This window comes from Variovorax sp. dw_308, assembly GCF_019207085.1.
GTDB lineage: Bacteria > Pseudomonadota > Gammaproteobacteria > Burkholderiales > Burkholderiaceae_C > Variovorax.
Genome location: NZ_JAATOM010000005.1, coordinates 372,793 through 397,214, shown reverse-complemented (window position 1 = coordinate 397,214; position 24,422 = coordinate 372,793). Strand labels below are relative to the sequence as shown.

The 24,422-nt window shown below is 63.9% G+C and carries 27 protein-coding genes; 21 read left to right on the top strand and 6 right to left on the bottom strand.

Translation table 11 applies throughout. The annotated features are described in order from the left end of the window. Positions 1-34 precede the first annotated feature (34 nt). Genes HCU76_RS13725 through HCU76_RS36620 form a run of 3 tightly spaced genes read left to right on the top strand, consistent with a single transcriptional unit; the run spans position 35 to position 1,799 of the window. Positions 35-703 carry an SET domain-containing protein gene (locus tag HCU76_RS13725; RefSeq protein ID WP_218509630.1) on the top strand — a complete coding sequence of 223 codons (669 nt, stop codon included), beginning with the start codon at positions 35-37 and terminating at the stop codon, positions 701-703. Then, a complete protein-coding gene (locus tag HCU76_RS13720) occupies positions 700-1,512 on the top strand; it encodes a biotin--[acetyl-CoA-carboxylase] ligase (RefSeq protein ID WP_218509629.1) in 813 nt (270 codons plus the stop codon). Before HCU76_RS13725 ends, HCU76_RS13720 begins: the two co-directional genes overlap by 4 nt. Then, the gene (locus HCU76_RS36620) at positions 1,509-1,799 is read left to right on the top strand and encodes a hypothetical protein (RefSeq protein ID WP_256354164.1); all 291 of its coding nucleotides are present in this window, start codon (positions 1,509-1,511) and stop codon (positions 1,797-1,799) included. The genes HCU76_RS13720 and HCU76_RS36620 overlap by 4 nt, the downstream gene beginning before the upstream one ends. 165 nt (positions 1,800-1,964) lie before the next feature. Here the strand turns inward: HCU76_RS36620 and HCU76_RS13710 are convergent, their stop codons facing one another. Next, positions 1,965-3,347, bottom strand: coding sequence for a sensor histidine kinase N-terminal domain-containing protein (locus HCU76_RS13710; protein WP_371319825.1), 1,383 nt, complete (start codon positions 3,345-3,347; stop codon positions 1,965-1,967). A gap of 330 nt (positions 3,348-3,677) precedes the next feature. Between HCU76_RS13710 and HCU76_RS13705 the strand changes: the two genes are divergently transcribed. Continuing rightward, positions 3,678-4,670, top strand: a complete 993-nt coding sequence (locus tag HCU76_RS13705) for a hypothetical protein (protein ID WP_218509628.1) — start codon at positions 3,678-3,680, stop codon at positions 4,668-4,670. Positions 4,671-4,683: 13 nt separating this feature from the next. Here the strand turns inward: HCU76_RS13705 and HCU76_RS13700 are convergent, their stop codons facing one another. Further along, entirely contained in the window at positions 4,684-5,358 is a 675-nt protein-coding gene (locus HCU76_RS13700) for a response regulator transcription factor (protein ID WP_213957207.1), read from the bottom strand. A gap of 83 nt (positions 5,359-5,441) precedes the next feature. Beyond that, positions 5,442-5,912 carry a MarR family winged helix-turn-helix transcriptional regulator gene (locus tag HCU76_RS13695; RefSeq protein WP_218509627.1) on the bottom strand — a complete coding sequence of 157 codons (471 nt, stop codon included), beginning with the start codon at positions 5,910-5,912 and terminating at the stop codon, positions 5,442-5,444. Between the two features lie 143 nt (positions 5,913-6,055). Between HCU76_RS13695 and recA the strand changes: the two genes are divergently transcribed. The 3 genes from recA to HCU76_RS13680 all read left to right on the top strand — a co-directional run bounded on the left by recA (position 6,056) and on the right by HCU76_RS13680 (position 8,430). Next, the gene (gene recA / locus HCU76_RS13690) at positions 6,056-7,165 is read left to right on the top strand and encodes a recombinase RecA (RefSeq protein WP_218509625.1); all 1,110 of its coding nucleotides are present in this window, start codon (positions 6,056-6,058) and stop codon (positions 7,163-7,165) included. 15 nt (positions 7,166-7,180) lie between these two features. Further along, positions 7,181-7,633: a recombination regulator RecX gene (gene recX, locus HCU76_RS13685; RefSeq protein WP_218509623.1), complete on the top strand. Its 453-nt coding sequence runs from the start codon at positions 7,181-7,183 to the stop codon at positions 7,631-7,633. 71 nt (positions 7,634-7,704) lie between these two features. Then, entirely contained in the window at positions 7,705-8,430 is a 726-nt protein-coding gene (locus HCU76_RS13680) for a hypothetical protein (RefSeq protein WP_218509620.1), read from the top strand. Positions 8,431-8,466: 36 nt separating this feature from the next. On the opposite strand, the gene yiaA is transcribed toward HCU76_RS13680, so the two are convergent. Together yiaA and argC are read right to left on the bottom strand one after the other, a co-directional pair. Next, positions 8,467-8,904: an inner membrane protein YiaA gene (gene yiaA / locus HCU76_RS13675; protein WP_218509618.1), complete on the bottom strand. Its 438-nt coding sequence runs from the start codon at positions 8,902-8,904 to the stop codon at positions 8,467-8,469. A gap of 240 nt (positions 8,905-9,144) precedes the next feature. Beyond that, positions 9,145-10,068, bottom strand: a complete 924-nt coding sequence (argC, locus tag HCU76_RS13670) for an N-acetyl-gamma-glutamyl-phosphate reductase (RefSeq protein WP_218509615.1) — start codon at positions 10,066-10,068, stop codon at positions 9,145-9,147. Between the two features lie 174 nt (positions 10,069-10,242). On the opposite strand from argC, the gene sucC reads away from it, so the two are divergent. From sucC to HCU76_RS13605, 14 genes are all read left to right on the top strand, one after another. Further along, positions 10,243-11,412, top strand: coding sequence for an ADP-forming succinate--CoA ligase subunit beta (gene sucC, locus HCU76_RS13665; protein WP_218509613.1), 1,170 nt, complete (start codon positions 10,243-10,245; stop codon positions 11,410-11,412). Between the two features lie 9 nt (positions 11,413-11,421). Continuing rightward, positions 11,422-12,315, top strand: coding sequence for a succinate--CoA ligase subunit alpha (gene sucD / locus HCU76_RS13660; RefSeq protein ID WP_218509612.1), 894 nt, complete (start codon positions 11,422-11,424; stop codon positions 12,313-12,315). A 103-nt stretch (positions 12,316-12,418) separates the two neighbouring features. Beyond that, entirely contained in the window at positions 12,419-13,099 is a 681-nt protein-coding gene (locus tag HCU76_RS13655) for a TerC family protein (RefSeq protein ID WP_218509704.1), read from the top strand. A gap of 17 nt (positions 13,100-13,116) precedes the next feature. Next, on the top strand, positions 13,117-13,926 hold the full coding sequence (locus HCU76_RS13650) for a Stp1/IreP family PP2C-type Ser/Thr phosphatase (RefSeq protein ID WP_213957197.1): 810 nt from the start codon (positions 13,117-13,119) through the stop codon (positions 13,924-13,926). Positions 13,927-14,006: 80 nt separating this feature from the next. Beyond that, complete coding sequence (locus HCU76_RS13645) at positions 14,007-14,651, top strand: FHA domain-containing protein (protein WP_213957196.1); 645 nt, start codon at positions 14,007-14,009, stop codon at positions 14,649-14,651. Between the two features lie 12 nt (positions 14,652-14,663). Then, on the top strand, positions 14,664-16,937 hold the full coding sequence (locus HCU76_RS13640; RefSeq protein ID WP_218509610.1) for a CHASE2 domain-containing protein: 2,274 nt from the start codon (positions 14,664-14,666) through the stop codon (positions 16,935-16,937). A gap of 26 nt (positions 16,938-16,963) precedes the next feature. After that, a complete protein-coding gene (locus tag HCU76_RS13635) occupies positions 16,964-17,770 on the top strand; it encodes a 3',5'-cyclic-nucleotide phosphodiesterase (RefSeq protein WP_213957194.1) in 807 nt (268 codons plus the stop codon). Positions 17,771-17,986: 216 nt separating this feature from the next. Further along, positions 17,987-18,430 carry a pilin gene (locus tag HCU76_RS13630; protein WP_218509609.1) on the top strand — a complete coding sequence of 148 codons (444 nt, stop codon included), beginning with the start codon at positions 17,987-17,989 and terminating at the stop codon, positions 18,428-18,430. A gap of 68 nt (positions 18,431-18,498) precedes the next feature. Further along, positions 18,499-20,565 (top strand): glycosyltransferase 87 family protein, encoded by a 2,067-nt coding sequence (locus HCU76_RS13625; RefSeq protein ID WP_218509607.1) that lies wholly within the window; start codon positions 18,499-18,501, stop codon positions 20,563-20,565. Continuing rightward, positions 20,543-21,790 carry a glycosyltransferase family 2 protein gene (locus tag HCU76_RS13620; protein WP_218509605.1) on the top strand — a complete coding sequence of 416 codons (1,248 nt, stop codon included), beginning with the start codon at positions 20,543-20,545 and terminating at the stop codon, positions 21,788-21,790. The genes HCU76_RS13625 and HCU76_RS13620 overlap by 23 nt, the downstream gene beginning before the upstream one ends. A 5-nt stretch (positions 21,791-21,795) precedes the next feature. After that, positions 21,796-22,791 carry a glycosyltransferase family 2 protein gene (locus HCU76_RS13615; RefSeq protein WP_371319819.1) on the top strand — a complete coding sequence of 332 codons (996 nt, stop codon included), beginning with the start codon at positions 21,796-21,798 and terminating at the stop codon, positions 22,789-22,791. A gap of 33 nt (positions 22,792-22,824) precedes the next feature. After that, entirely contained in the window at positions 22,825-23,226 is a 402-nt protein-coding gene (locus HCU76_RS13610; RefSeq protein ID WP_218509603.1) for a hypothetical protein, read from the top strand. 45 nt (positions 23,227-23,271) lie between these two features. Further along, on the top strand, positions 23,272-23,379 hold the full coding sequence (locus HCU76_RS37195) for an FkbM family methyltransferase (RefSeq protein WP_371319818.1): 108 nt from the start codon (positions 23,272-23,274) through the stop codon (positions 23,377-23,379). A 157-nt stretch (positions 23,380-23,536) separates the two neighbouring features. Then, a complete protein-coding gene (locus tag HCU76_RS13605) occupies positions 23,537-24,280 on the top strand; it encodes a glycosyltransferase (RefSeq protein ID WP_218509602.1) in 744 nt (247 codons plus the stop codon). Here HCU76_RS13605 and HCU76_RS37190 read toward each other — a convergent pair. After that, positions 24,199-24,414, bottom strand: a complete 216-nt coding sequence (locus HCU76_RS37190) for a hypothetical protein (protein WP_371319817.1) — start codon at positions 24,412-24,414, stop codon at positions 24,199-24,201. The genes HCU76_RS13605 and HCU76_RS37190 overlap by 82 nt on opposite strands. Between the last annotated feature and the right edge of the window lie 8 nt (positions 24,415-24,422).

The following is a 24,422-nucleotide window of genomic DNA, read 5'->3' as shown; positions in this document are numbered from 1 at the left end:
TACGTGTGCATATTCAAACTAACAGACTTCGGCGATGCCTTCCAAATCCCCTTTGAACACAGGTCGTCGCATCCAGACGCGCCGCTCCGAAGTCCACGGCAACGGTGTTTTTGCCATGCAGGACATTGCCGAGGGCGAGACGATCGTCGAATACAAGGGCGAGGTGATCAGCTGGAAGGAAGCCCTGCGCCGTCATCCGCATGACCCGGCGCAGCCGAACCATACCTTTTACTTCCATATCGACGACAAGCATGTCATCGACGGTAAGGTGAACGGCAATGCCGCCCGCTGGATCAATCATGCCTGCGCGCCGAACTGCGAGGCCGACGAGCAGGAGGGCCGCATCTTCATCAAGGCGCTGCGCGACATCGCCGCCGGCGAGGAACTCAACTACGACTACGGCCTGATCATCGACGAGGAGTACACGCCCGAACTGCTGGCCGAGTACCCGTGCTGGTGCGGCGCCGAGACCTGCCGGGGCACCCTGCTGTCGCCCAAGGGCGATGACGATGGGGCCAAGGCGGAGCCGGTCCGGAAGAAGAAAAAGAAGAAGGTGGAAAAGGTCGCGAAGGCTGGCAAGGGCGAGAAGGCGGACAAGGTCGAGAAGCTGGAGAAGAAGGCCAAGGCCGCCAAGCCGAAGAAGCAGGACGGGAAGGCCGGGAAGTCGGACAAGAAGTCCGGCAAGAAGGCCGACAAGCCATGACCCCTGCCTGGCCGGTCACCGAACTGCACGCCGCGCTCGGCGCGCTGGTGGCTGGCATGACGGTCGAGTGGGTGCCCGAGATCGACTCGACCAACACCGAGCTCATGCGCCGCGCACGTGCGGGCGATGCGGCGCCGGTGCTGCTGGTGGCCGAGCGCCAGACCGCGGGCCGCGGCCGCCTTGGACGGCCCTGGCAGAGCGCCAGCGATGCCGGGCCGGGCACGCTCGACGAATCGCTGACTTTTTCGCTCGGACTGCCGCTGGCGCCGGCCGACTGGTCGGGCCTGTCGCTGGCCGTCGGCGCAAGCGTGGCCGACAGCCTCGATCCGGAGGGCGCGCAGATTCGCCTCAAGTGGCCCAACGACCTGTGGACGGCGCAAGACCGCAAGCTCGGCGGCATCCTCATCGAGACCGCCATGCCGCACGGCGGCGAGGCGCAGCGCTTCGTGGTCATCGGCATCGGCCTCAACATCGGACCGCGCCCGGCCGAGGGCTTGAACACGGCGCCGGCCTGGCTTCGGGAATTCCGCGCCGATGCGACCGCACCGCAGGCCCTGGCCGCCATCGCGGCGCCACTGGTGCGCGACGTGTTGCGCTTCGCCGCGCAGGGATTCGCGCCCTTCACACAGGCCTTCGCCGCGCGCGACGCGTTGCACGGGCGAGAGCTGAGCCTGAGCGACGGCACCATCGGCGCCTGCGAGGGCGTCGGCGCGGGCGGTGAATTGCTCGTGCGCACGTCGGCCGGCTTGCAGTCGATCACCAGCTCGGAGGTCAGCGTGCGCCCCAAGGCGGGCGAGGTGCGAGGATGAAGCGGGCGCGCCTGCTGCTGATGGCGCTGGTCGCGCTCAACCTCCTGTACTTCGCCTGGACCCAGGGCGGGCTCGCGATGTTCGGTGCTGCGCCGGCGTCGCTGTCGGAGCGCGAGCCGCAGCGAATGGCGCAGCAGGTCCGGCCTGCGGCATTGCAGATTCGCAAGGAGTCGGACGTCGTTGCACCCGTGCCGGCCGCCGCGGCATCGCCGTCCGAGCCGGCGCCAGCACCCCCGACTTCGCCGAACGCGCCGTCCACATCCAGCGCCGATCACGAAGGCCTCTGACGCCGCCGGGTTCCCCCGCGCGAGGCCGGATGCGCCTTCAAGACAATCGAGCGTGGCACTGCTGGACGGACGCCGACAGACCGGCTTGTGCTCGCAAGTCGATGTGGCTCTGCCATCTCGACTTGATGCCCTTCGGGGGCGGGCCGGGCGCAGCCCCCCGTGGGCTCAGTAATTCGTCTGAAAGCGCACGCTGAACAACGCCCCGCGCGGCTGCCTGCCCGGCCGCGCATCGCCCAGCTCCACTGTGGCATTGTGCTGGCGCGCGATCTCCAGCACGATGGGCAGGCCCAGCCCCGAACCGTCGGCCTCGTTGCCGAGGACGCGGTAGAAGGGCTGGAACACCAGCTCGCGCTCGTGCACGGCAATGCCAGGCCCCGAGTCTTCCACTTGCAGCAACGTCACCCGCCCGAAGGGGTCCGCCAGCACCCGCGCCGTGATCACGCCGGGCCGCTCGCTCGATGACGGCGTGTAGTTGATGGCGTTGTCGATCAGGTTGCGCACCAGTTCCTTCAGCAAGGTCGGGTTGCCGTGGATCATCACCCCCGCCGTGCCGGCTTCCACGCCGTCGTAGCCGAGGTCGATGCGCCGCTCGATCGCACGCGGCACCGCTTCGCGCACCACCTCGATGGTGATCCGCGCCAGGTCGCAGCCTTGCCGGGCCACCGCGCCGCCGCCGCCTTCGGCACGGGCCAGCGCCAGCAGCTGGTTCACCGTGTGCGTGGCCCGGATGCTGGAGCGGCCGATCTGCTTGAGCGACTGCTTCAGGTCTTCCGCGCTTGCGCCTTCGCGCTGCGCCAGGTCGGCCTGCATGCGCAGCCCGGCCAGCGGCGTCTTGAGCTGGTGCGCCGCGTCGGCCAGGAAGCGGCGCTGCGTCGCGATGGTTTCGTTCAGCCGCGTCAGCAGCCCGTTGACCGAGGCCACCAGCGGCGCCACCTCGACCGGCACCGCGCTGTCGTCGAGCGGGCTCAGGTCGTCGGACTTGCGCTCGCGGATGCGGTCTTCCAGCTCCGACAGCGGCTTGATGCCGCGCACCAGCGCCAGCCAGATCAGCAGGATCGCCAGCGGCAGGATCGCGAACTGCGGCAGCAACACGCCCTTGATGATCTCCGTGGCCAGCACCTCCTGCTTGCGCCGCGTCTCCGCCACCTGCACCAGCACCAGGCCGGCGCCGGGCAGGCGCGGCTGGACCCAGGTGTAGGCCACGCGCACCGTCTCGTCGCGCATCCGGTCCTCGCGGATCAGCACGCGCTCGCTCGATGGCGACTCGTCGTCCGGCGGCGGCGGCAGGTCGGCGTCGCCGCCGAGCAGTTCGCCTTCGGCCCCTCGCACCTGGTAGTAGACATGGTCGGTGTCGTCGGCCCGCATGATGTCGCGCGACGGCTGCGGCAGGTAGAACTGCACGCGCTCCCCCTGCACCGTGACCAGCGTGCCCAGCGTCTGGACGTTGTATTCGAGCGCACGGTCGAACGGCCGGTTGGCGATGCCCTGCGCCACCAGCCAGGTCACGCTGATGCTCACCGGCACCAGCAGCAGGAGCGGCGTGAGCATCCAGTCCAGGATCTCGCCGAACAGCGAGCGCTGGCCGCGATTGAAGAATCTCAAGTGACGTTTTCCTCAGACATGAAACGGATTGTCAATTGTGAGGAAGTTTCCGCCTGCGACGCGGAAGGCGCCGATGGCCGCGCGATGGATCGAAAACTATCGTCGGTGCTTCTGTTCAGCCATCCGAAACGTCAGGGAGAAATCCAATTGAATATTGAATCGTCGCGCCTGCGCGCAAAGCCTTTGTTCACCGCCGCGGCCGCCGCCGCCTTGTGCGTCGCAATGACCGCTTGCGGCGGTGGAGGTGGAGGTGGGGGTGGAGGCGGGTTCCTCCCCATGGCCACAGGGACAACGACGCCCGCCGCCGCCTCGACCGAAGGGCAATCGGGCCCGACGACGGCCACGTCAACGCCTGACGGCGCAACCCCAGCCGCAACGCCAACGCAAGCGCTCGCGGTCACGCCAGCGCAAACCGGCACGCCTGCGACTGTGCCGGGCTCTGTGCCACCTGCGCCCGCGGCGCCGACACCTCCTGCGCCCGCACCCGCACCCGCACCCACGATTCCAGCGCCCGATCGCTATGCCCCTGTGGCGGGCAGCGAGCCCGCACCGTCCCTCGTCGCGCCGCAGCCCGGCTCGACGGCCGAGGTCGGCGTCAATGGCGAAGGCATCTACGAAGACATGTGGGGCTTCACGCTGGTCGGCGCGCAGGGGTCGCTGGTGCGCCGCGGCCTCCTCGATTGGACCTGGGGCTCCATCAGCGTCACCGGTGGCTCGAACTGGGTGTTCAACGGCGACACGCGCTCGCTCGGGTTCATTGACGAACCGGTCATCAAGGGCTCCGGCACATTCAGCGCGAAGGCCTCGATGGATGGCAGCTACGCGAGGGACGGCCGCTCATCCCAGGCCTGGGGGCCGCTGAAGTACAGCAACGCCAATGCGCTGGCCGTGAGCCAGCAAAGCGTCGCGGGCAAATGGGGCGTCAGCGAATCGAATGTCACTGTCTCGATCAAGATCGACGAGAAGGGCGTGCTGACCGGGACGACCGGCGGCTCGGAATTCGGGACCTGCAAGCTCTGGGGCACGCTGCTGCAGTCGGAGCCGAAGACCGCGAAGAACATGTACGACCTGACATTGAACACGGCCAATGCGGCGACAGGCACACAGAAGGCGTGCGAACTGGACACCGCCGGAGACTACGCCGGCCCGAGCGCAATCTACTTGACCGGGGCCGGCGACTACGTCGGGAATGGCTATTTCCGCTCGCTGGTCATGATCGCCAAGTCGCCCCGCTACGTCATGACGATGTATCTGGACAAGCAGCAGTAAGGCGGCTTCCAGGCTACGCCTGGATCTTCTCCAGGCAGTAGCCCAGCCCGCGCACCGTTGCGATGCGGATCGGGCCCTTCTCGATCTTCTTGCGCAGGCGGTGGATGTAGACCTCGATCGCGTTGAGGCTCACCTCCTCGCCCCATTCGCACAGCCGCTCCACCAACTGGTCCTTGCTTACCAGCCGGCCGGCGCGCTGCAGCAGCACTTCGAGCAGGCCCAGTTCGCGCGCCGACAGCTCGATCATCCGCCCGTCGATGGTCGCCACGCGGCCGGCCTGGTCGTACACCAGCGGGCCGTGCCGGATCGCGTTGCTGGTGCCGCCCATGCCGCGGCGCGTGAGCGCGCGAACCCGCGCCTCCAGCTCCTGCAGGGAGAACGGCTTGGCCATGTAGTCATCGGCGCCGTAGTCCAGCCCCTTGACGCGCTCCTCCACGCTGTCGGCGGCGGTCAGCACCAACACCGGCAGCGAGGAGCCGCGGGCGCGCAGCCGCTTCAGGATTTCCAGGCCGTGCAGGTTGGGCAGGCCGAGGTCGAGGATGAGCAGGTCGAATTCGCTGTTGGTCATCAGCGCGGCATCGGCCTGCGAGCCGGTGGCCACGTGGTCGACCGCCGCGCCCGAGGTGCGCAAGCTGCGCAGCAGGGCATCGGCCAGGACCTGGTCATCTTCGGCAATCAGGATTCGCATGGGTGGTGTCCCCGTTGGTGTGGCGTCCCTGCGATATAGCTCTATCGAGCGCCGATTCTAGAAGTGCGTCCATGCCCTTTCGCTCAGGTTGCATAGGCTTCCAGCCCGATCGTCACCACCGTCGCCACCTCGTCGCCCACGCTGGCGCGGAACTCCTGCTCCGCCTGCGCTACGGCGCGCCGGAAGGCATCGAGCCAGGCCAGCCCGTCGGTGGTGAACATGACGCGGCGCGCCCGCGCATCGAGCGGGTCGGGCCCGCGCGTCACGATGCCCCAGGCCTCGCATTGGTCGACCAGCGTGCCCATCGCCTGCTTGGTCATGCCGGCGCGCTCGGCCAGTTCGGTCAGGCGCGAGCCGTTGCGCGCCAGGTGCCGCGTGATGTGGATGTGGGCGGCGCTGACCTGCTGGCGCGCGGCGAGGTTCGACAACGCCAGCGGCACGTCGATGTCGTGCGCCATCAGCGCCAGCACGCGCTCGTCGAAGCGGCGCATCGCGTGGCCGAGCAGGCGGCCCAGGTGGGTCTGCCGCCAGTCGTCTTCGGGGTCCGTGGTCATCGTGCATATGGTAAAGCAAACTGACTAAAAATCGACTTTACGGATTTATACAGCCGCATACACTACTGTTCAAGCATCCAGCCTGTTATCAAACACAGATGCGAAAACCAAACACAAACCGTTGATATTCAAGGAGATTTTTCATGGACGCACTCGTCAAGGGCACCAGCATCTCGGTCCCGAACAGCGAAAAGGCCAAGGCCCTTCAGGCCGCACTGGCCCAGATCGAAAAGCAGTTCGGCAAGGGCACGATCATGCGGCTGGGCGAGGGCGAGGCGCTGGAAGACATCCAGGTGGTCTCCACCGGTTCGCTGGGCCTGGACATCGCGCTGGGCGTCGGCGGTCTGCCGCGCGGCCGCGTCATCGAGATCTACGGCCCCGAATCCTCGGGCAAGACCACGCTCACGCTGCAGGTCATCGCCGAGATGCAGCGCCAGGCCGGCACCTGCGCCTTCGTCGATGCCGAGCATGCGCTCGACGTGCAGTACGCCCAGAAGCTCGGCGTGAACCTGTCCGACCTGCTCATCAGCCAGCCCGACACCGGCGAGCAAGCCCTTGAAATCGTCGACTCGCTGGTGCGTTCCGGTGCTGTGGACCTGATCGTGGTCGACTCGGTCGCCGCGCTCACGCCCAAGGCCGAAATCGAAGGCGAAATGGGCGACTCGCTGCCCGGCCTGCAGGCCCGCTTGATGAGCCAGGCGCTGCGCAAGCTCACCGCCACGATCAAGAAGACCAACTGCATGGTCATCTTCATCAACCAGATCCGCATGAAGATCGGCGTGATGTTCGGCTCGCCCGAAACCACCACCGGCGGCAACGCGCTGAAGTTCTACGCCTCGGTGCGGCTGGACATTCGCCGCATCGGCACCATCAAGAAGGGCGACGAAGCCATCGGCAACGAGACCAAGGTCAAGGTGGTGAAGAACAAGGTCTCGCCCCCCTTCAAGACGGCCGAGTTCGACATCCTGTTCGGCGAAGGCATCAGCCGCGAGGGCGAGATCATCGACATGGGCGTCACGGCCAAGATCGTCGACAAGTCCGGCGCCTGGTACGCCTACAACGGCGAGAAGATCGGCCAGGGCCGCGACAACGCCCGCGAGTTCCTGCGCGAGAACCCCGAGCTGTCGCGCGAGATCGAGAACAAGGTGCGCGAATCGCTGGGCATTCCGCTGCTGGCCGCCGATGCGAATGCGCCCGAAGCGCCCGTGGCCAAGCCCGTGAAGGCTGAGAAGGCCGACAAGGCCGAGAAGTAAGCGACACGCCAGCCGATGGCATTTGGAGCCCCTTCCCTCAAAGGCCGCGCGCTGCGCCTGCTGAGCCAACGAGAGCATTCGCGCGCGGAGTTGGAACGCAAGCTCGCGCGGCATGAGGAAGAACCCGGCTCCCTGGGCCGGGCGCTCGATGAACTCGCGGCGAAGGACTTCATCAGCGAGGCGCGCGTGGTCCAGTCCGTGCTGAACCAGCGTGCCTCACGCGTCGGCGGCGCGCGCGTCCGGCAGGAGCTGGCGCACAAGGGCATTGCCCCGGAGGCCATTGCCGAGGCCGTGGCCAGCCTGCGCGACACCGAGTTGCCCCGTGCCCTGGAAGTCTGGCGCCGCCGCTTCGGCGTGCCCCCGGCGGACGCAGCCGAGCGCGCCCGGCAGGTGCGCTTCCTGCTGGCCCGCGGCTTCTCGGCCGACGTGGTCGCCAAGACGCTGAAAACTAACGCAGACAGCAATTAAACGCACCCATTGCGTGCGTGGACTGGCATGATTCGAAGGCGCGGCGCGGACCGCAATTCAGGGAGGAATTCTTGCCATCGAATGCATCAACGGCGGCTTCGCCGTCGCTCACGCGCACCGGCTTCAAGGCCGGCGCGGCCTTCGCGCGGTCCGTCGTCGTGGGCGGACTGCTGGCGCTGCTGCTCGGCGCTGGCGCGTTCGCCTGGTACCTGGTCCGCTTCAATGGACCGGGCATGTCGGCAGCCCATGCCGGCGGCGTCGGCGCCGTGCTGGCAATGCTGGCCTCGCCACCCTTGCTGGTGGCCATGTCGCTGATGCTGTACGTCCCGCTCTACCTGATGATCGGCGTGAAGCAAGGCCATGCGCGAGCGCTGCAACAGGTGGTCAGGGCCCACGGCCAGACCATCTCCCTGCGACTGGCCTCTGCCATCGCGGGCCGCATCGAGGCCATGCCCCGCACGTACGGCGCATTGCAGCGTGTACCGGAATGGCTCACCGTGGAAACCTTGAGCCGTCAACTCGCGCCGGTCCTCGGGGAGAGCAAGGCGCTGTCCAGGGCCATCGGCTTCGTGCTTGCGCGGCTGCCGCTGTCGGACATGGTGGCGCATTGGCAGCAAACTCAGGGTGAATTCGGTGCGGCAGCGGCAGGCGCCGAGGACCCCGCCTTGCGCACCATGCTCGGCCAGCGCATCGGCGATGCGCTTCAGGATGCGGCCACGCCCTCCCGCACGATCTGGTGGATTGCCGTCGCCGCGCACGCGGCGCTGGCGGCCGTGGGTTTCTATCTCACGCGCTGAGACCCGCGCAGCGGGCGTCCGGCTTTCGCAGGCCGCTCAGGCCACGTCGGGCTCGTCCGCCAAGCCGGGCGTGTCGCTCTTGTGCGCAGCCATGTCACGCACGTTCTTCTGCACGGCGACCGCACCGAACAGCGCGAGCAGGAACGCCATGCCATAGAAGCCCTTCTCGCTCCCCGCCAGCGTCGCATTGAAGAGGCCCACGGCCAACAGCGCAACCGACAACAACAGCGAGACCCAGCACAGGCTGTAGTAGATGTTGGTGACCGGAATGCCCTCGAGCCGGTCGCGCACCGACTTCTGCAGGGACACGGCGGAGAACAGGCCGTACATCAGGATGGTGAAGTAGTAGCCTTTCTCATTGAGCTGCATCGAGGCGCTCCACAATCCGGTGAGGAAGACGATCGCACCGACGAGCAGTGCGGCCCAGGATGCGGCCACGAAAGCGCCGGTGGGCTTCTGGAATTTGGCGGCCATGTTGAGCGCTCCTCTTGTTTGGATCGCCGGATGATAGCCATATTTGCACGCCCGGAACTGCCGAAATGCGCGCCACAATTGCACGGATTGCTATCAAATGTGTAGCGCCGGCCGGAGGGTCGAGCCGGTTCTGCGAGCCAGGGAAACGCTACGCACACACGCGTCGTGCCTGGGAATCCGTGCTGCTTCGGCGTTGCCCGAGGCGCCAAGGCTGTAGCCCCGCCTGCGCAGCGACGAGGCTCAGAGCCCCAGCATCAATTCCAGGTTCTGCACCGCCGCGCCGCTCGCGCCCTTGCCCAGGTTGTCGAGCCGCGCGATGACGACCGCGTGGCGGTGGTCTTCGTTCGGGAACACGCGGATCTCGAGTTCGTTGGTGTCGTTGAGCGCCAACGGATCGATCTTGCCGCTGTCGGTGGGCGGAAGCACCTTCACGTATCGGGCCGGCGTGTTGCTCCTGGCATAGTGCGCGGCGAGCGCATCGTGCAGGTCGCCGGCCTTCGGCTTGCCTGGCAGTTGGTCCAGGTCCAATGGCAACTGCACCAGCATGCCCTGTTTGAAGTTGCCGACCGAGGGGATGAAGACGGGGCGATGCGTGAGCCCCGTGTACTTCATGATCTCGGGGATGTGCTTGTGCTTGAGCCCGAGCGCGTAGGTCTCGAACGCCGGCGCCGCGCCCGATTCGTAGGCCTCGATCATGGTCCGGCCGCCGCCCGAGAAGCCGCTGACCGATGGCAGGGCGATCGGCTGGTCCGCGCGCAGCAGTCCGGCGTCGATCAGCGGACGCACGATGGCGATGGCGCCGGTGGCGTAGCAACCCGGGTTGGCCACGCGGTCGGCCTTCGCCACCGCTTCCCAGTGGCCGGCCACCAGTTCGGGGAAACCGAAGGTCCACGTTGGGTTCACACGATGCGCCGTCGACGCATCGATGATCTTCGGCTTCTTGCCGCTCAACTGATCGATCAACGCCACCGACTCGATGGCCGCATCGTCGTGCAGGCAGAGGATCACCAGGTCGACCCCGGCCATCAGCTCCCGCTTGGCGTTCACGTCCTTGCGCAATGCGGGATCGATGCTCACCACCTCGATGCCGGGCATGGTGGCGAGACGTTCGCGGATTTGCAGGCCGGTGGTGCCGGCTTCGCCGTCGATGAAGACCTTGACCATGGAGTTCTTTTTTCGCTGGAGTAACTACGTATTGACCGCAAGCAGATGCCTGCGGTTGGTGCAGCGCACCATGATACATTCCCCGGTTGTTCGCCGGCCAGTCTTGCAGCGCACGTGGCCCTCGGACAACATCCCCATCTCCCGTCCCAACCTCCTCTTCCGAGAGACATCCTCATGAAGATTCACGAATACCAAGGCAAGGAAATTCTTGCCAAGTTTGGTGTGCCGGTGCCGCGTGGCATTCCGGCATACACGGTGCAGGAGGCGGTTGAGGCCGCCCAGAAGCTCGGCGGCCCGGTATGGGTGGTCAAGGCCCAGATCCACGCGGGCGGCCGAGGCAAGGGCGGCGGCGTCAAGGTCGCCAAGACCATCGAAGACGTCAAGCGTCTGGCCGGCGAGATCCTCGGCATGCAACTCGTCACGCACCAGACCGGCCCCGAAGGCCAGAAGGTCCGCCGCCTCTACATCGAGGACGGCGCCGACATCAACAAGGAATACTACGTGTCGGCCGTGACCGACCGCGCCACGCAGAAGGTCGCGTTCATCGCCTCCAGCGAAGGCGGCATGGACATCGAGGCCGTCGCGCACGACACGCCCGAGAAGATCATCACCGTCATGGCCGACCCCAAGGTGGGCCTGACCGACGCGCAAGCCAAGGAAATCGCCGACGGCATCGGCATGCCGGCCGACTCCACCGCGCAGACCGTCGACATCCTCAAGAAGCTCTATGCCTGCTACATGGAGACGGACGCCTCGCTGGTCGAGATCAACCCGCTCAACCGCGACAGCAAGGGCAAGGTCATGGCGCTCGACGCCAAGTTCAACTTCGACAGCAACGCGCTGTTCCGCCACCCCGAGATCGTCGCCCTGCGCGACCTCGACGAAGAGGATGCGGCAGAAGTCGAAGCCAGCAAATTCGACCTGGCCTACATCTCGCTCGACGGCAACATCGGCTGCCTGGTGAACGGCGCCGGCCTGGCCATGGCCACGATGGACACCATCAAGCTGTTCGGCGGCGAGCCGGCCAACTTCCTCGACGTGGGCGGCGGCGCCACCCCCGAGAAGGTCACCGAAGCCTTCAAGATCATGCTGAAGAACAAGAACGTGGAAGCCATCCTCGTGAACATCTTCGGCGGCATCATGAAGTGCGACACCATCGCCACCGGCGTGATCGCAGCCTGCAAGGCGGTGAACCTGCAAGTGCCGCTGGTCGTGCGCATGAAGGGCACCAACGAAGTCGAAGGCAAGAAGCTGCTGGCCGATTCGGGCCTGCCGATCATCAGCGCCGACACCATGGCGGAAGCGGCCCAGAAGGTCGTCGCAGCAGTCAAAGCCAAGGCCTAAGGAACAAGCATGTCGATCTACATCAACAAAGACACCAAGGTCATCACCCAGGGCATCACCGGCAAGACCGGTCAGTTCCACACGGAAAAGTGCCAGGAATACGCGAACGGCAAGAACTGCTTCGTCGCGGGCGTGAACCCGAAGAAGGCCGGCGAGTCGATCTTCAACATCCCGATCTTCGGCTCGGTGAAGGAAGCAGCCCAGCAGACCGGCGCGACCGTGTCGGTGATCTACGTGCCGCCTCCGGGCGCCGCCGCCGCCATCTGGGAGGCCGTCGAAGCCGACCTGGACATGGCGATCTGCATCACCGAAGGCATCCCCGTCCGGGACATGCTCGAAGTGCGCAACAGGATGAAGGCCAAGGAAGCGGCTGGCGGCAAGAAGACCCTGCTGCTGGGCCCGAACTGCCCCGGCCTGATCACGCCCGACGAAATCAAGATCGGCATCATGCCCGGCCACATCCACCGCAAGGGCCGCATCGGCGTGGTCTCGCGCTCGGGCACGCTGACCTATGAAGCCGTGGCTCAGCTGACGGAAATCGGCCTCGGCCAATCGACCGCGGTCGGCATCGGCGGCGACCCGATCAACGGCCTCAAGCACATCGACGTGATGAAGGCCTTCAACGACGACCCCGACACCGACGCCGTCATCATGATCGGCGAAATCGGCGGCCCGGACGAAGCCGACGCCGCGCGCTGGTGCAAGGACAACATGAAGAAGCCGATCGTCGGCTTCATCGCTGGCGTCACCGCGCCTCCGGGCAAGCGCATGGGCCACGCCGGCGCGCTGATCTCGGGCGGCGCCGACACGGCCGACGCCAAGCTGGCGATCATGGAAGAGTGCGGGTTCACCGTGACGCGCAACTTCTCGGAATTGGGCAAACTGCTGAAGTCACGTTTGTAAATTCGCGCTTGGCAAAACAACTGCCTGCATCTGGAAAAAGGCGCCCGCAACGTTGGTTGCCGGCGCTTTTTTGGTTCCAGACATAGGGCTCGGAGCACGATGGATGGAATTCCTTTATTCGACTGATTTCTGGTTGGGCCTGATGAAGATCGTCTGGATCAACATCATCCTTTCCGGTGACAACGCGGTGGTCATCGCGCTGGCTGCGCGCTCGCTGCCGCCGCAACAGCAAAAGAAAGCCGTGATGTTCGGCTCCGGGGCTGCCGTGGTGCTGCGCATCGTGCTCACGGTCGTTGCCGCCAAATTGTTGGCGCTGCCCTACCTGCAAATCGCCGGCGGCCTGCTGTTGCTCTGGATCGGCGTGCAACTGCTCAGCGACGACGAGCAAGACGAGGGCGAGGGCAAGGAATACGGAACCCTGGCCGCAGCGATCCGCACAATTCTGATTGCCGACCTGGTGATGAGCCTCGACAACGTCATTGCCGTCGCGGCCGCGGCAAGCGGCGACATGGTGTTGCTGATCCTGGGCCTGGCGATCAGCATTCCGCTGGTGATCTTCGGCAGCACGTTGATGATCAAGGTGATGGAGCGCTTCCCGATCATCGTGATGCTGGGTGCCGCGCTGATCGGTTGGGTGGGTGGCGAGACGATCGTGCAAGATGTTTCGCTGCATGACGTACTGGCGGTGAATCCGTGGCTGCATTACGCTGCTGCGGCGGCTGGGGCGGCCATCGTGGTGGCCATCGGTCGCTCCATGCAGCAGCGCGCCCACGCGGCGACTTGACACGAAAGACCTCGCACATGGCAATCACCGGCGCCGCATATTCCCCTGGAGCCGTGTCCTTGCCTTGGGATTTCGCGGCGCTGACGGATTCCGGGCGGGTGCGGGCGAACAACGAAGACGCCATAGCCTTCGATCCCGCGCTCGGCCTGGCCATCCTGGCCGACGGCATGGGGGGCTACAACGGCGGCGAGGTGGCGAGCGGCATGGCCATCGCGCTGCTGCAGGCGAGCTTCGGGCGCTGGCTGGCCCACGCCGGTCCCCGCGCCCATGCGCGCGCGGTCCGGCGTGCGTTGCAGGCCGGCGTGGACGAGGCCAACGACGCCATCCTGGAAGCGGGCGTTGCAAATTTGCAACTCCAGGGCATGGGGACAACCCTTGTCGTGGCCGCGTTCGGGCCTCATCGCGTGATCGTCGGCCACATTGGCGACTCGCGTTGTTACAGGTTGCGGGCGGGCGTTCTGGAACAGTTGACGCGCGACCACTCTCTCCTGCAGGAACAGATGGACTCGGGCGCCATCACGGCGGCGCAAGCGGCGCTGTCGCCGCACCGCAATCTGGTCACTCGCGCACTGGGCATCGAGCGCCACGTCGACCTGGAAATGCACGAACACAGTGTGCGCCCCGGCGACCTGTACCTGTTATGTTCGGACGGACTGAGTGAAATGGTTCTCGAAGAGCAGCTTTTCACGCTTTTGTTACAAGATATCGAATTGTCAGAAAAGGCAACGCTTTTGGTTGCAATTGCAAACGAGAATGGCGGCCGGGACAACATATCTGTAGTTCTTGCTCGCGCCGGCAACATTTCCGCACCCGATGCCTCGGCTTGAATGGCAATGCGTGCGGAGACGGGGCTGGCGAGCATCTTGCTGATACTTAAAACGTTCGTACTGAGATCCAGGAGTCGGCCATGCCGAAATTGATCGTTTCGATCGACGGAGTCGTGATCAAGGAAGTCACGCTTGCCAAGGACCGCACCACGCTCGGGCGGCGGCCCTACAACGATATCGTGATCGACAATCTGGCGATCAGCGGGGAGCATGCCGTTCTGCACATGATCGGCAGCGATGTCTATCTTGAAGATCTCAACAGCACCAACGGTACCTACATCAACGCCCGCGCCATCAAGAAGCAGGCGCTGGAGCACAACGACGTCATCGAAGTCGGCAAGTACAAGATCCGGTACCTGGCCACCAGCGCCGCGTCTGAACACGCCATGCCGGTACGCACCGCGGTTGCGTCGGCACCCATTCCGCTGTCCACCGCACCCACTGAAATCGCGCCGCTCGTGCCCGCGAGCGGCATCGCGGTCATACGCGTGCTCTCCGGCGCCGGGGCTGGCCGCGAACTCTCGCTGCAAAAAGTCGTCACCACCATCGGCAAGCCGGGCGTCGCGGTGGCCGCGGTCACGCGCCGGCTGCAGGGCTATGTGGTGGCGCCGATCGACGGCGGCACCGTGCTCAATGGCGAACCGCTCGGCACCGATGCGGTGGCGCTGCAGGACGGCGACGTGCTCGAACTCGGCGGCACCCGGATGCAATTCGTCCACACCTGATCCCCTCGCGCGATGGCTGCGCTGCTGAAACACTGGCAGCGCATCCTGATCACGCTGGTGCCGGTGGCGCTGGTGCTGACGCATGCCGTGCTGATGCCGCGGCGCCCTTTCATCGACAGCCTCGACAGCTTCGTCTACGACTGGCGCCTGCGCGCCACGATGCCGCAGACGCTCGACCCGCGCATCGTCATCGTCGACATCGACGACGCCAGCATCCAGGCGATCGGGCAATGGCCCTGGAGCCGCAACCAGCTGGCGCGCCTCACCCATGAAATCGTGGACCGGCAACAGGCGGCGGTGCTCGGCTTCGACGTGGTGTTCGCGGAGGTCGACGAAAGCTCCGGGCTTGCGAACCTGCGCGCGCTGTCGCGCGGCCCGCTGCAGCACGATGCGGCGCTGGCGAAGGAACTGGCGCGGCTCGAAGAGTCGCTGGACTACGACGGCAGTTTCGCGCGCGCCATCCAGGGGCGCCCGGTGGCGCTCGGGTACTACTTCACGCAAGGCGCGAAGCCGCTCTCCAAGGGAACGCTGCCGCCGCCGCTGCTTGCCCTGACCGCTTTTCCGCCGCACGGCGCCTATGCGCCGGAATGGAATGGCTATGGCGGCAATATCGACGTGCTCGCGCATGCGGCCAGTACCGCGGGTTTCATCAATGCGGACCTGGGATCGGCCAGCGACGGCCTGCTGCGCGCCGCGCCCCTGATCGCCCGGTATGAAGGCGGCGCGGCGCCGGCCGGGTACTACGAATCGCTCGGGCTCGCGATATTCCGGCTGGCGTCGGGCATGCAGAGCGTGACGCCGACCTTTGCATCGTTTCCGCTGCGCGAAGACGCCGACCGGCCGCCCCTGCAGACGCTGATGCTCGGCGACGGCCAAAAGGCGTTGCGCGTGCCGGTCGACCAGCGCGCACGCATGCTGATCCCGTACCGCGGCCCCGGCGGTGCGCTGGGCGGATCATTCCGGTATGTCCCGGCCATGGCGGTGCTGGCGGGCGAGCTTCCGGCGGCTGAGCTCCGGGGCAAGATCGTGCTCGTGGGCACCACGGCGCCCGGGTTGCAGGATCTGCGCGCCACACCGACCAGCGCAACCTTCCCGGGCGTGGAAGTGCATGCCAATGTCTTGTCGGCCCTGCTGGACCGCCGGCTGCTTGTCGTGCCGGACTATGCGCTGGGCTACGAAATCGTCGTCGTCCTTGTTGCCGGGCTCATCCTCGCGGTGGGTCTTTCCTTGCTGCGGATGTCTCGCGCGGTGGGCCTTGTCCTGGCCACATTCGCGGCCGTGGTGGCGCTGAACGCATGGCTCTTCGCGTCGGCCGGGCTCGTCCTGCCGATCGCGTCGGCGCTGCTCATGATGGCCACGGCCTTTGCGGTCAACATGGGGTGGGGCTACTTCGTGGAAGAGCGCGGCCGGCGCGGGCTGGCCAACCTGTTCGGCACCTACGTGCCGCCGGAACTCGTCGAGAAGATGCTCGAGCACCCGGCGCAGTACAGCATGCGCGCGGAGAGCAAGGAACTCACCGTGATGTTCTGCGACATGCGCGGCTTCACGAATCTTTCGGAGCAGCTCCCGCCGCAGGCGCTGCAGGAGTTCCTCAACACCGTTTTCAACCGCCTCACCCAGGTCATCAGCCGGTACGGCGGCACGGTCGACAAATACATGGGCGACTGCGTGATGGCCTTCTGGGGTGCGCCGGTGGAAGCGCCGAACCATGCGGCGCTGGCCGTGCAGGCGGCTGTCGACATGGCCGCGGCCATCCGGGAACTCAGCGAACAGAATCGCCAGGCCGGCCGGGCGGAAGTCAGCGTGGGCATCGGCATCAACACGGGCGTGATGAGCGTCGGCGACATGGGCTCCGCCGTACGGCGCAGCTACACCGTGCTCGGCGATGCGGTGAACCTGGCGTCGCGTCTCGAAGGCCTCGGTGCCACCTACGGCGCGACCGTCGTAGCCAGTGAAACCACGATGCAGTCGGCCCCTGCCTATGCATGGCAGGAACTGGACCGCGTGCGCGTCAAGGGCCGGCAGCAGGCCGTCACCATCTACGCGCCGGTCGGCCGAGCGACGGACTTGGGCGCGGAGGAAGCCAGCCAACTCCGGCTGTGGACCAGGATGCTGGCGGCGTACCAAACGCAGCAGCCCGAAGAAGCGCAGACTGCGCTGGACGCGCTGTTGGCACGGGATGCCAAAAAAGTCCTTTACCGGTTGTATGCGGAGCGTTTAGCCTCAATGAAGTTGCGGCCCTTTGACCCGGAGTGGGACGGCGCAACCCGGTTCGATTCCAAGTAGCGATCAAGAGAAGAGGCGGCTGCAACATGCAGGTGCGAGTTTTGGGGTGCTCAGGCGCCATTGCCAAGGACTGCCGGACGACCTCGTTCCTGATCGACAACGACCTGCTGGTCGACGCCGGCACCGGTGTGGGCGACCTCTCCCTCGAGGAAATGGCGAGCATCGACGACGTGGTGCTGACGCATTCGCACCTCGACCACATTGCCTCCCTGCCCCTGATGCTCGACACCGTGGCGAGCCTGCGCACCAAGCCGCTACGGGTGCATGCGCTGCGCGCGACCATCGAGGCGCTGCGCGCCCATGTATTCAACAACGTGATCTGGCCCGACTTCGCCAGCATCCCCAGTACCGAATCGCCCTTCGTCACCTTTCACCCCGTGACGATCGGGCAGACCTTGCAACTGGGTACCAGCCTGCCGAAGCACATCGAGGTCTTGCCGGCCGTGCATACCGTGCCTGCCTGCGGCTACGCGGTGCGCTGCGCCAATGGGACGAGCCATTGGGTTTTCAGTGGGGACACCGAACGCAACGAGCCCTTCTGGCGTCGCGTGAACGAGCTTGACGTGGGCGTGCTGGTGATTGAAACGGCGTTCAGCAATCGCGAGCAGGCATTGGCGCGGCGCAGCTTGCACCTGTCGCCTGCGACGCTCGCGCATGAACTGGCGCAGATCGGCGCCGGGAAGAACTACCCGATCTACATCACCCACACCAAGCCGGCCGAGACGGAAGAGATCATGAGCCAGATCGGGGCGCTTGCCGAAGGGTGGAAGGCGGAGGGGGTGGAGGCGCGGGACATCCGGTGGTTGAAGGCGGCTGCGGTGCTGACGCTGTGACGCGGGCTGGAACGACGCAATTGGGTCAATTGACAAAAATTGTCACTTGAACTGCAAGTCGCGCCGACAAGTTATGTCATTTGCAGTAAGCAGAATGTGAACAAATCCGCGAACCGGCTGGCTGCCAAGATGGATACATCATCTGGCACAGATGCTGCGGAACACCATCGCTCCGGGTAGGTTCCCGGGCTCTCTCAATCAACCTGGAGTTTGTGAATGAACCGTCGTTCCATCGCCCGCCGCGCTCAAGCCGGCTTTACCCTTATCGAATTGATGATCGTTGTGGCGATCATTGGTATCTTGGCCGCCGTTGCGCTGCCGGCTTATCAGGACTACACGACCCGCTCCAAGATGACGGAAGTATTGATCATGGGGGCGCCTGCGAAGCTCGCCGTCGCTGAAACAACTTCGTCGTTGGGCTTGCTGTCTTCGGTCACTGCAGCCAATAGCGGTTACAGCTTCCCTGGCGCGACCAAGTACGTTTCAAATGTCGTAATCACCGACGGAAGCGGTATTGTCACGATTACCTCCACTGTCCCCAATGCCACCGGCACTGTCACGTTGACCCCAGCCACGGTGGGCACCAACACCGGCCAACTGAAGTGGACCTGCGCATCTAGTATTGCTCCGAAGTACCTGCCTTCGGAATGCCGCCCCTAAGCTGGCTAGCTTTGCAAAAGCCGCCTTCGGGCGGTTTTTTGTGCGCCGGACAACGGGTTGGACGCCACATGCTCGCATCGCTGCTGACTTGCTACGCCGCTGCGGGAAGATCTATGTGGGCTGAACGCCTTGGGGCATACGCGTTGTGCACCGTCCTCGCAATTGCATGGACCTTATTTGCCGGTAAGGATGTGCCGTGGGACGCGCTGCACTATCACCTGTACGCTGGCTACAGCGTTTTTCACGACAGAGTGGCCGTTGACTATTTCCCGGCCAGCTCCCAGACCTATTTTGTTCCCTACGCGCACGCTCCGCTGTCGCTGATGGTGGCCGCCGGCTGGCCGTCGCTGGCTATTGGCATTGCGTTCGCGTGTTTGCATTCCACCGCGTTGTGGCTGACTTGGGAGTTGGCCCGTGCAGTCAGCCGGGATGCAGAAGGCCGCAGTCGGGCACTGGTGGTCTGGGGTTCAGTTGCCTTGGCCTTGGCCAACCCGGTTCTGTTGCAGGCCCTGGGCTCGTCCTTTACCGACATCACTACAGGCGCATTGGCCCTGGGGGGCTATGTGGCCCTGGTCAATACCTTTCATGGTCACCGTGTTCATCGGTTAGCCCTTGCAGGTGTTTTGCTTGGCGCTGCTGCGGCCCTCAAGATGTCGAACGCCGTCTTCGCCTTGATTCCCGCCTTGCCGCTGGTGCTGGGCACGACGCAGAACTGGCGCACGCGCTGGCGGGGCCTGCTGCTGTTTGCCGCATGTGCAGCAGGCGCGCTGGTTCTGATCGGCGGGGCATGGGGCTACACGCTCTGGACGACATTCGGCAATCCGGTGTTTCCAATGCTGGACGGTCTGTTCAACCCGACTACACCCGTGGGTGGTGCGGTTGCAGTCGCCGCGGAGCCGGCGTCGCTACTGTTCAGATTGCTGGGGGCGATGGATGTCATGCGCGACCCGCGCTTCCTTCCCTCATCGCTGGCCGAGGCGCTCATGCGCCCATTCGACATGCTGGCCGCTCGGCGCGGGATCCACACGGAGACGATGGCGGCTGATATGCGCTATGCGGCGCTGATGTGCTTGCCCGTGCTGTGGCTGGTCGTTGCTCTGTGGCGCCGGTCGAAGTCGGCGCCGTCTGCTGCCTATCCACGGAGCCAGCGCTCCTGGGCCAGCCTGGCAATTTCCTTTGTTCTTGGCTGGGTGCTCTGGCTGCTCGTCAGCGGTAACAGCCGATATTTTCTTCCCATGGCCTGCATCGCGGCTGTGATCTTGGTGGCTGGCGTGCATCGCGTCCTGACCGGCATGCCCCACGTCCAGGGTTTCGCCGTGGCGATGTTGTTGAGCGTACAGGCGCTCTTGCTCTGCGAAGCCGCAGAATTACGATGGGACGCCCAACCTTGGGACGGCTCCTGGACTCAGCCTACTGTGTCCACAAATCTCCAGTCGCAGCCATTTCTGTATCTCTCGATGGATTCACAGTCGCAGTCTTTCCTGGTGCCGTCCCTGGCACCGGGTTCGGCATTTGTAGGGATGGGGGTCGACGTCGACCCTGAGAGCCGCGACGGCCAGCGCATCCGCGCCCTGATCAAAACCCACTCGCCTCAACTGCGGATGCTTACCTCAGTGCGGCGAGTGGAACTGGATGGCCGGCCAATTGCCCCGGCCGCTGCCACGTTTGACTATCCGCTTCGGCGGCTCGGCCTGCGCGTCGATGTCAGTGACTGCGAATACATCCGTTACCGTGGCAACTCCGATGCGCTTGAGCAGGCCGGGCCCAAGTCTGGCTCGCGCGATCAGATTTATGTCTACACCTGCCGCTTGCTGCCCGGAGGTGGGCTGACCGAGGCCGAATTGGCGAGCAAGCGCTTGGCTGATCAGGTGCTCGATCGCGTTGAGAGCGCCTGTCCTGATTTTTTCCGCTCGCGACACGCCACCGCCGTGCGCAACGGCTCCATCTGGCGCCGCAGTTATCCAGATTTCGCAACCTGGGTGAACGATGATGGCTTCGTGCGGTTTGCAGATCTTTTTCGGGGCGGCGGCGATATCTCGGGCTTGGGCACCGCGAATGAGTGGATCAAATCGCCACGCCCGTTGAAGTGTTGGCGTGAAGGAGGACGGCTCCATGTTGAACGAAATGATTTCTGAAAAGCGGGCGCAGGTCGGGACGCCAAACGAGCAGGACGGCAAGGTCGAATTGACCATTCTGATGCCATGCCTGAACGAGGCACGCACGTTGCCGGCCTGCATCGCCAAGGCTCAAGACTTCCTGACTCGCAGCGGCGTTCGAGGTGAAGTCCTCGTCTCGGATAACGGATCGAGCGACGGCTCGCAAACCTTGGCCATGGCATGCGGGGCGCGCGTCGTCTCTGTGCCCGTGCGTGGCTACGGCGCGGCGTTGATCGCCGGCATTGAAGCTGCAAAAGGGCAATATGTCATCATGGGCGATGCCGACCAAAGTTACGACTTCGGCGAGCTTGACGGCTTCGTCGCTGCACTCCGCAGCGGCAGTCAGCTGGTGATGGGCAACCGCTTTCGCGGCAAGATCTTGCCCGGTGCCATGCCGCCGCTGCATCGTTACCTCGGCAATCCGGTGCTCAGTTTTGTCGGACGGTTGTTCTTCAAATCGCCAATTGGTGACTTTCACTGTGGTCTGCGCGGCTTTGAACGGCAAGCGATCCTGCAATTGCGGCTGTGCTGTGATGGGATGGAGTTCGCCAGCGAGATGGTCGTCAAGGCAACCTTGAGCCACTTACGCATTGCCGAGGTTCCGACCACTTTGTCTCCCGACGGGCGCGATCGGCCGCCGCACTTGCGCACATGGCGTGATGGTTGGCGCCATCTGCGCTTTCTATTGCTGTTCACGCCACGATGGCTGTTTCTCTACCCGGGTGCCGCGCTCGCTCTGTTGGGTTTCACCCAGCTGGTGCTCGCGCAGTTCCATCCTGGTGGTTGGGGTCGGTGGCCGGTCGGCATTCACACCCAGTTGCTGGCCTCCGCTGGCATGGTGCTGGGCTATCAGACCATGCTCTTCGCGATGGGCGCGGTGCTGGCGCGGCATTGCGCGCGATTGAACACTATTCACCCGCGCGAACGATGGGCGCTTCATGTTGCTGGTGGATCCTTGCTGCCTGTCGGCGGGGGGCTGGCCACGCTGGCGGGTCTGGGGTTGTGTGCGAGCCTCACTTGGGAATGGGGAAGCAGCGGATTCGGCTCTCTAGATCCTGAAGCCGCCATGCGCCAGATCATTCCTGGCATCGCCCTACTGCTGATGGGAACGCAGTCTGTGCTGGCTTCCGCCTTCTTTGCTGCACTGCGCAGCGCCTTTGATTCGCGCGGGCCGGCACGGTTAGTCGCGTCTCGGTTGGCTTAAAGTCAGTGAAGCCTCTTCCGATTCCCCAGGTTTCCCTGTTGCCCGACGTGTCTCCGGTCGTAGCGTTCACTTCGCCGCGGGTGGCGGTGCTCATGTCGACCTATCAAGGCGCGCGGTACATAACCGAGCAATTGCAGTCGGTGTTGGCTCAGCTTCCCGCTCAAGGGACGGTTATTGTGCGTGACGACGGTTCTTCTGACGAGACAGTGGCAAAGATCGCTGCGTTGGCTGACCTGCGCGTCAATGTCGTGCAGGGTCCGAATTTGGGATTCGGCCAGAGCTTTCTCACTTTGTTGGCACGGGCACCTGTTGATGTAGACATGGTCATGTTTGCGGATCAAGACGACGTCTGGCTTCCCGGGAAGATAGAGCGAGCTTGGCAACAACTCAGTGCCCTTGGCGACGTGCCTGCGTTGTACGGCAGCGCGCAAATGCTTGCTGACCAAGACCTCCGTCCTTTGAAGACGTCATGGAGACCGCCGCGAGGCCCGTCATTTACGAACGCATTGACAGAAAACATCATCGTGGGATGTACGACGGCAATCAATCGCCCCGCAGTGAAGATTTTGCAGCGAGCAGGCATTCCGCCGGGCCTTCGCTTTCATGACTGGTGGATTTACCTTGTTGTAAGCGCTTTGGGTGTAGTGACATACGACGAGGAAGCTACGCTGTTGTACCGCCAGCATGATGCAAACGTCATTGGTCGACATCCCGGCCGGGTGGCAGGCTTTCGGCGGGCTTGGAAAGTGATTATCCGCAACGACTGGTTGGGCAGTCTGTTCCGGCAAATTCACGCGTTTCTGGGGAATTACGGTGACTTGCTGTCACCTGAGGACAAAATGCGCGTCGCGCGATACTTCTACAAGCAGCAAAAACAAACTACGCCTCGCTGGAGCTTGATATTCAGTTTGGTCAGATGGCGCCAATTGCTAAAAGACGAGCTGATTTTACGGTGCATGCTTGCGCTGTATAAGCTGGGTCTTTTGCGCGGCCCAGGTTGATGACACTGATCGGTTGAAAAAATAAATAAAGCCATGGATATTTTAAGATTCGCCCAACTTTGGGCCCGTCGCTTTGGCTTCGACATCTTCCATTACAACTCAGGCGAGCATCCTGTCGCCCGGCGGCAACGCCTTATCGAAAATTATTGTATCGACACCGTGCTGGATGTCGGCGCAAACGCCGATCAATTTGGACTTGAGTTGCGGCGCCAGCTTGAATATCGCGGTCATATTGTGTCATTCGAGCCCCTGCGTGCGGCCTACGCAGAGTTGCGGCAAGCAGCGCGTGGCGATGCAAGCTGGAAGGTGCTGTGCACTGGGAGATACGCAAAGCACGCAAACCATCCATGTCGGGTCCAATTCGGAAAGCAGTTAAATTTTGGAGATGATGCCATTGCGTGTCGAGGCAGCGCCCAACTCGCTTTACGCCGGTGAGGAGGTTATTCAGGTTGAAACGCTGGACGCTCTCTTTGAGCAGGTTTGCTCCAACGCAAAAATATCTATCTGAAAATTGATACTCAAGGTTTCGAAGCACAAGTCCTGAGAGGGGGCGGCGAAGCCTGGATCGCAATAAGACGATTCAGATAGAGACGTCGCTGGCGCCACTTTACGCTGGACAAGCGCTGATCGATGCTCTGTACTCGGATCTTCGTCAGAGGGAGTATGGCTTGGTGGGAGTGGAGAGCAATTTCGGCAATGCCAGAACGGATCAATTGCTGCAGGTCGATGGCATATTCCACCGCGAATGAAACAGTTTATGACGCCGCTTTTAAGTATCATTGTTCCGACCCTCAGTGTTGACCTTGAGTTGCGCCGCTGCATTGATTCGGTCGAGTTAACGATTCCCGATTTTACGCTATGGGAGCTCGTACTGGTGCTGCCAAAAGGAACTTCCGGAGCCACTGCGTTTTCCGAAGCCACTGCGTTGTATCCCAGGGCGCGTATCATTGTTGAATCGCGCCCCAGCGTGTATGCGGCAATGAACGACGGTGCAGCGGCGAGTACTGGCCGTTATCTGTATTTTCTCGGAAAAGATGACATTCTTTTACCCTCAATGTGTGAGGTCTTGAAATTGGTGGCCTCAGTATCGCCTTCTGCTTTATTCGCCGATGTGTACTGGGGAACCCGGGGACTTCGCAAGGGACGTACTTCTCGATGGCAGATTCTTTTCGTGAATGCCTGCCATCAGGGTATTATCTATTCGCGCGAGTCCTTCGCTGTGCACGGACCATATATTCGTCGATTCCGAATGCACGCCGATCAGCTACTGAATATTCGGTTATTCTGGGATGAGGGCATACGCCAACGCATGATTTACATGCCGCGCCCGATTGCCTTGTATTCCGGCACCGGCATTTCATCCAGAACGTTTGATGCGAATTTCGTTCGCGTTCAGCCGGCAATCATTCAGCGATTCATCGGTCCCGTGCCCGCGTGTCTCTGGCGGGTTTTTAAATGGTTTCGGCTTCGATGGCATAGGGGCAATTGATGCGCCTCCAACACGCGCCTTTGCGCCCTGTCCTTGCCTACACGGATGCCGCACGCGAGCAATATCTTCCAGATGCGTGGCCAGTCGTAGCCGCCGCGTGTCTCGGCATGAATGGCCTTGATATGCACCAGCACAGCGTCGT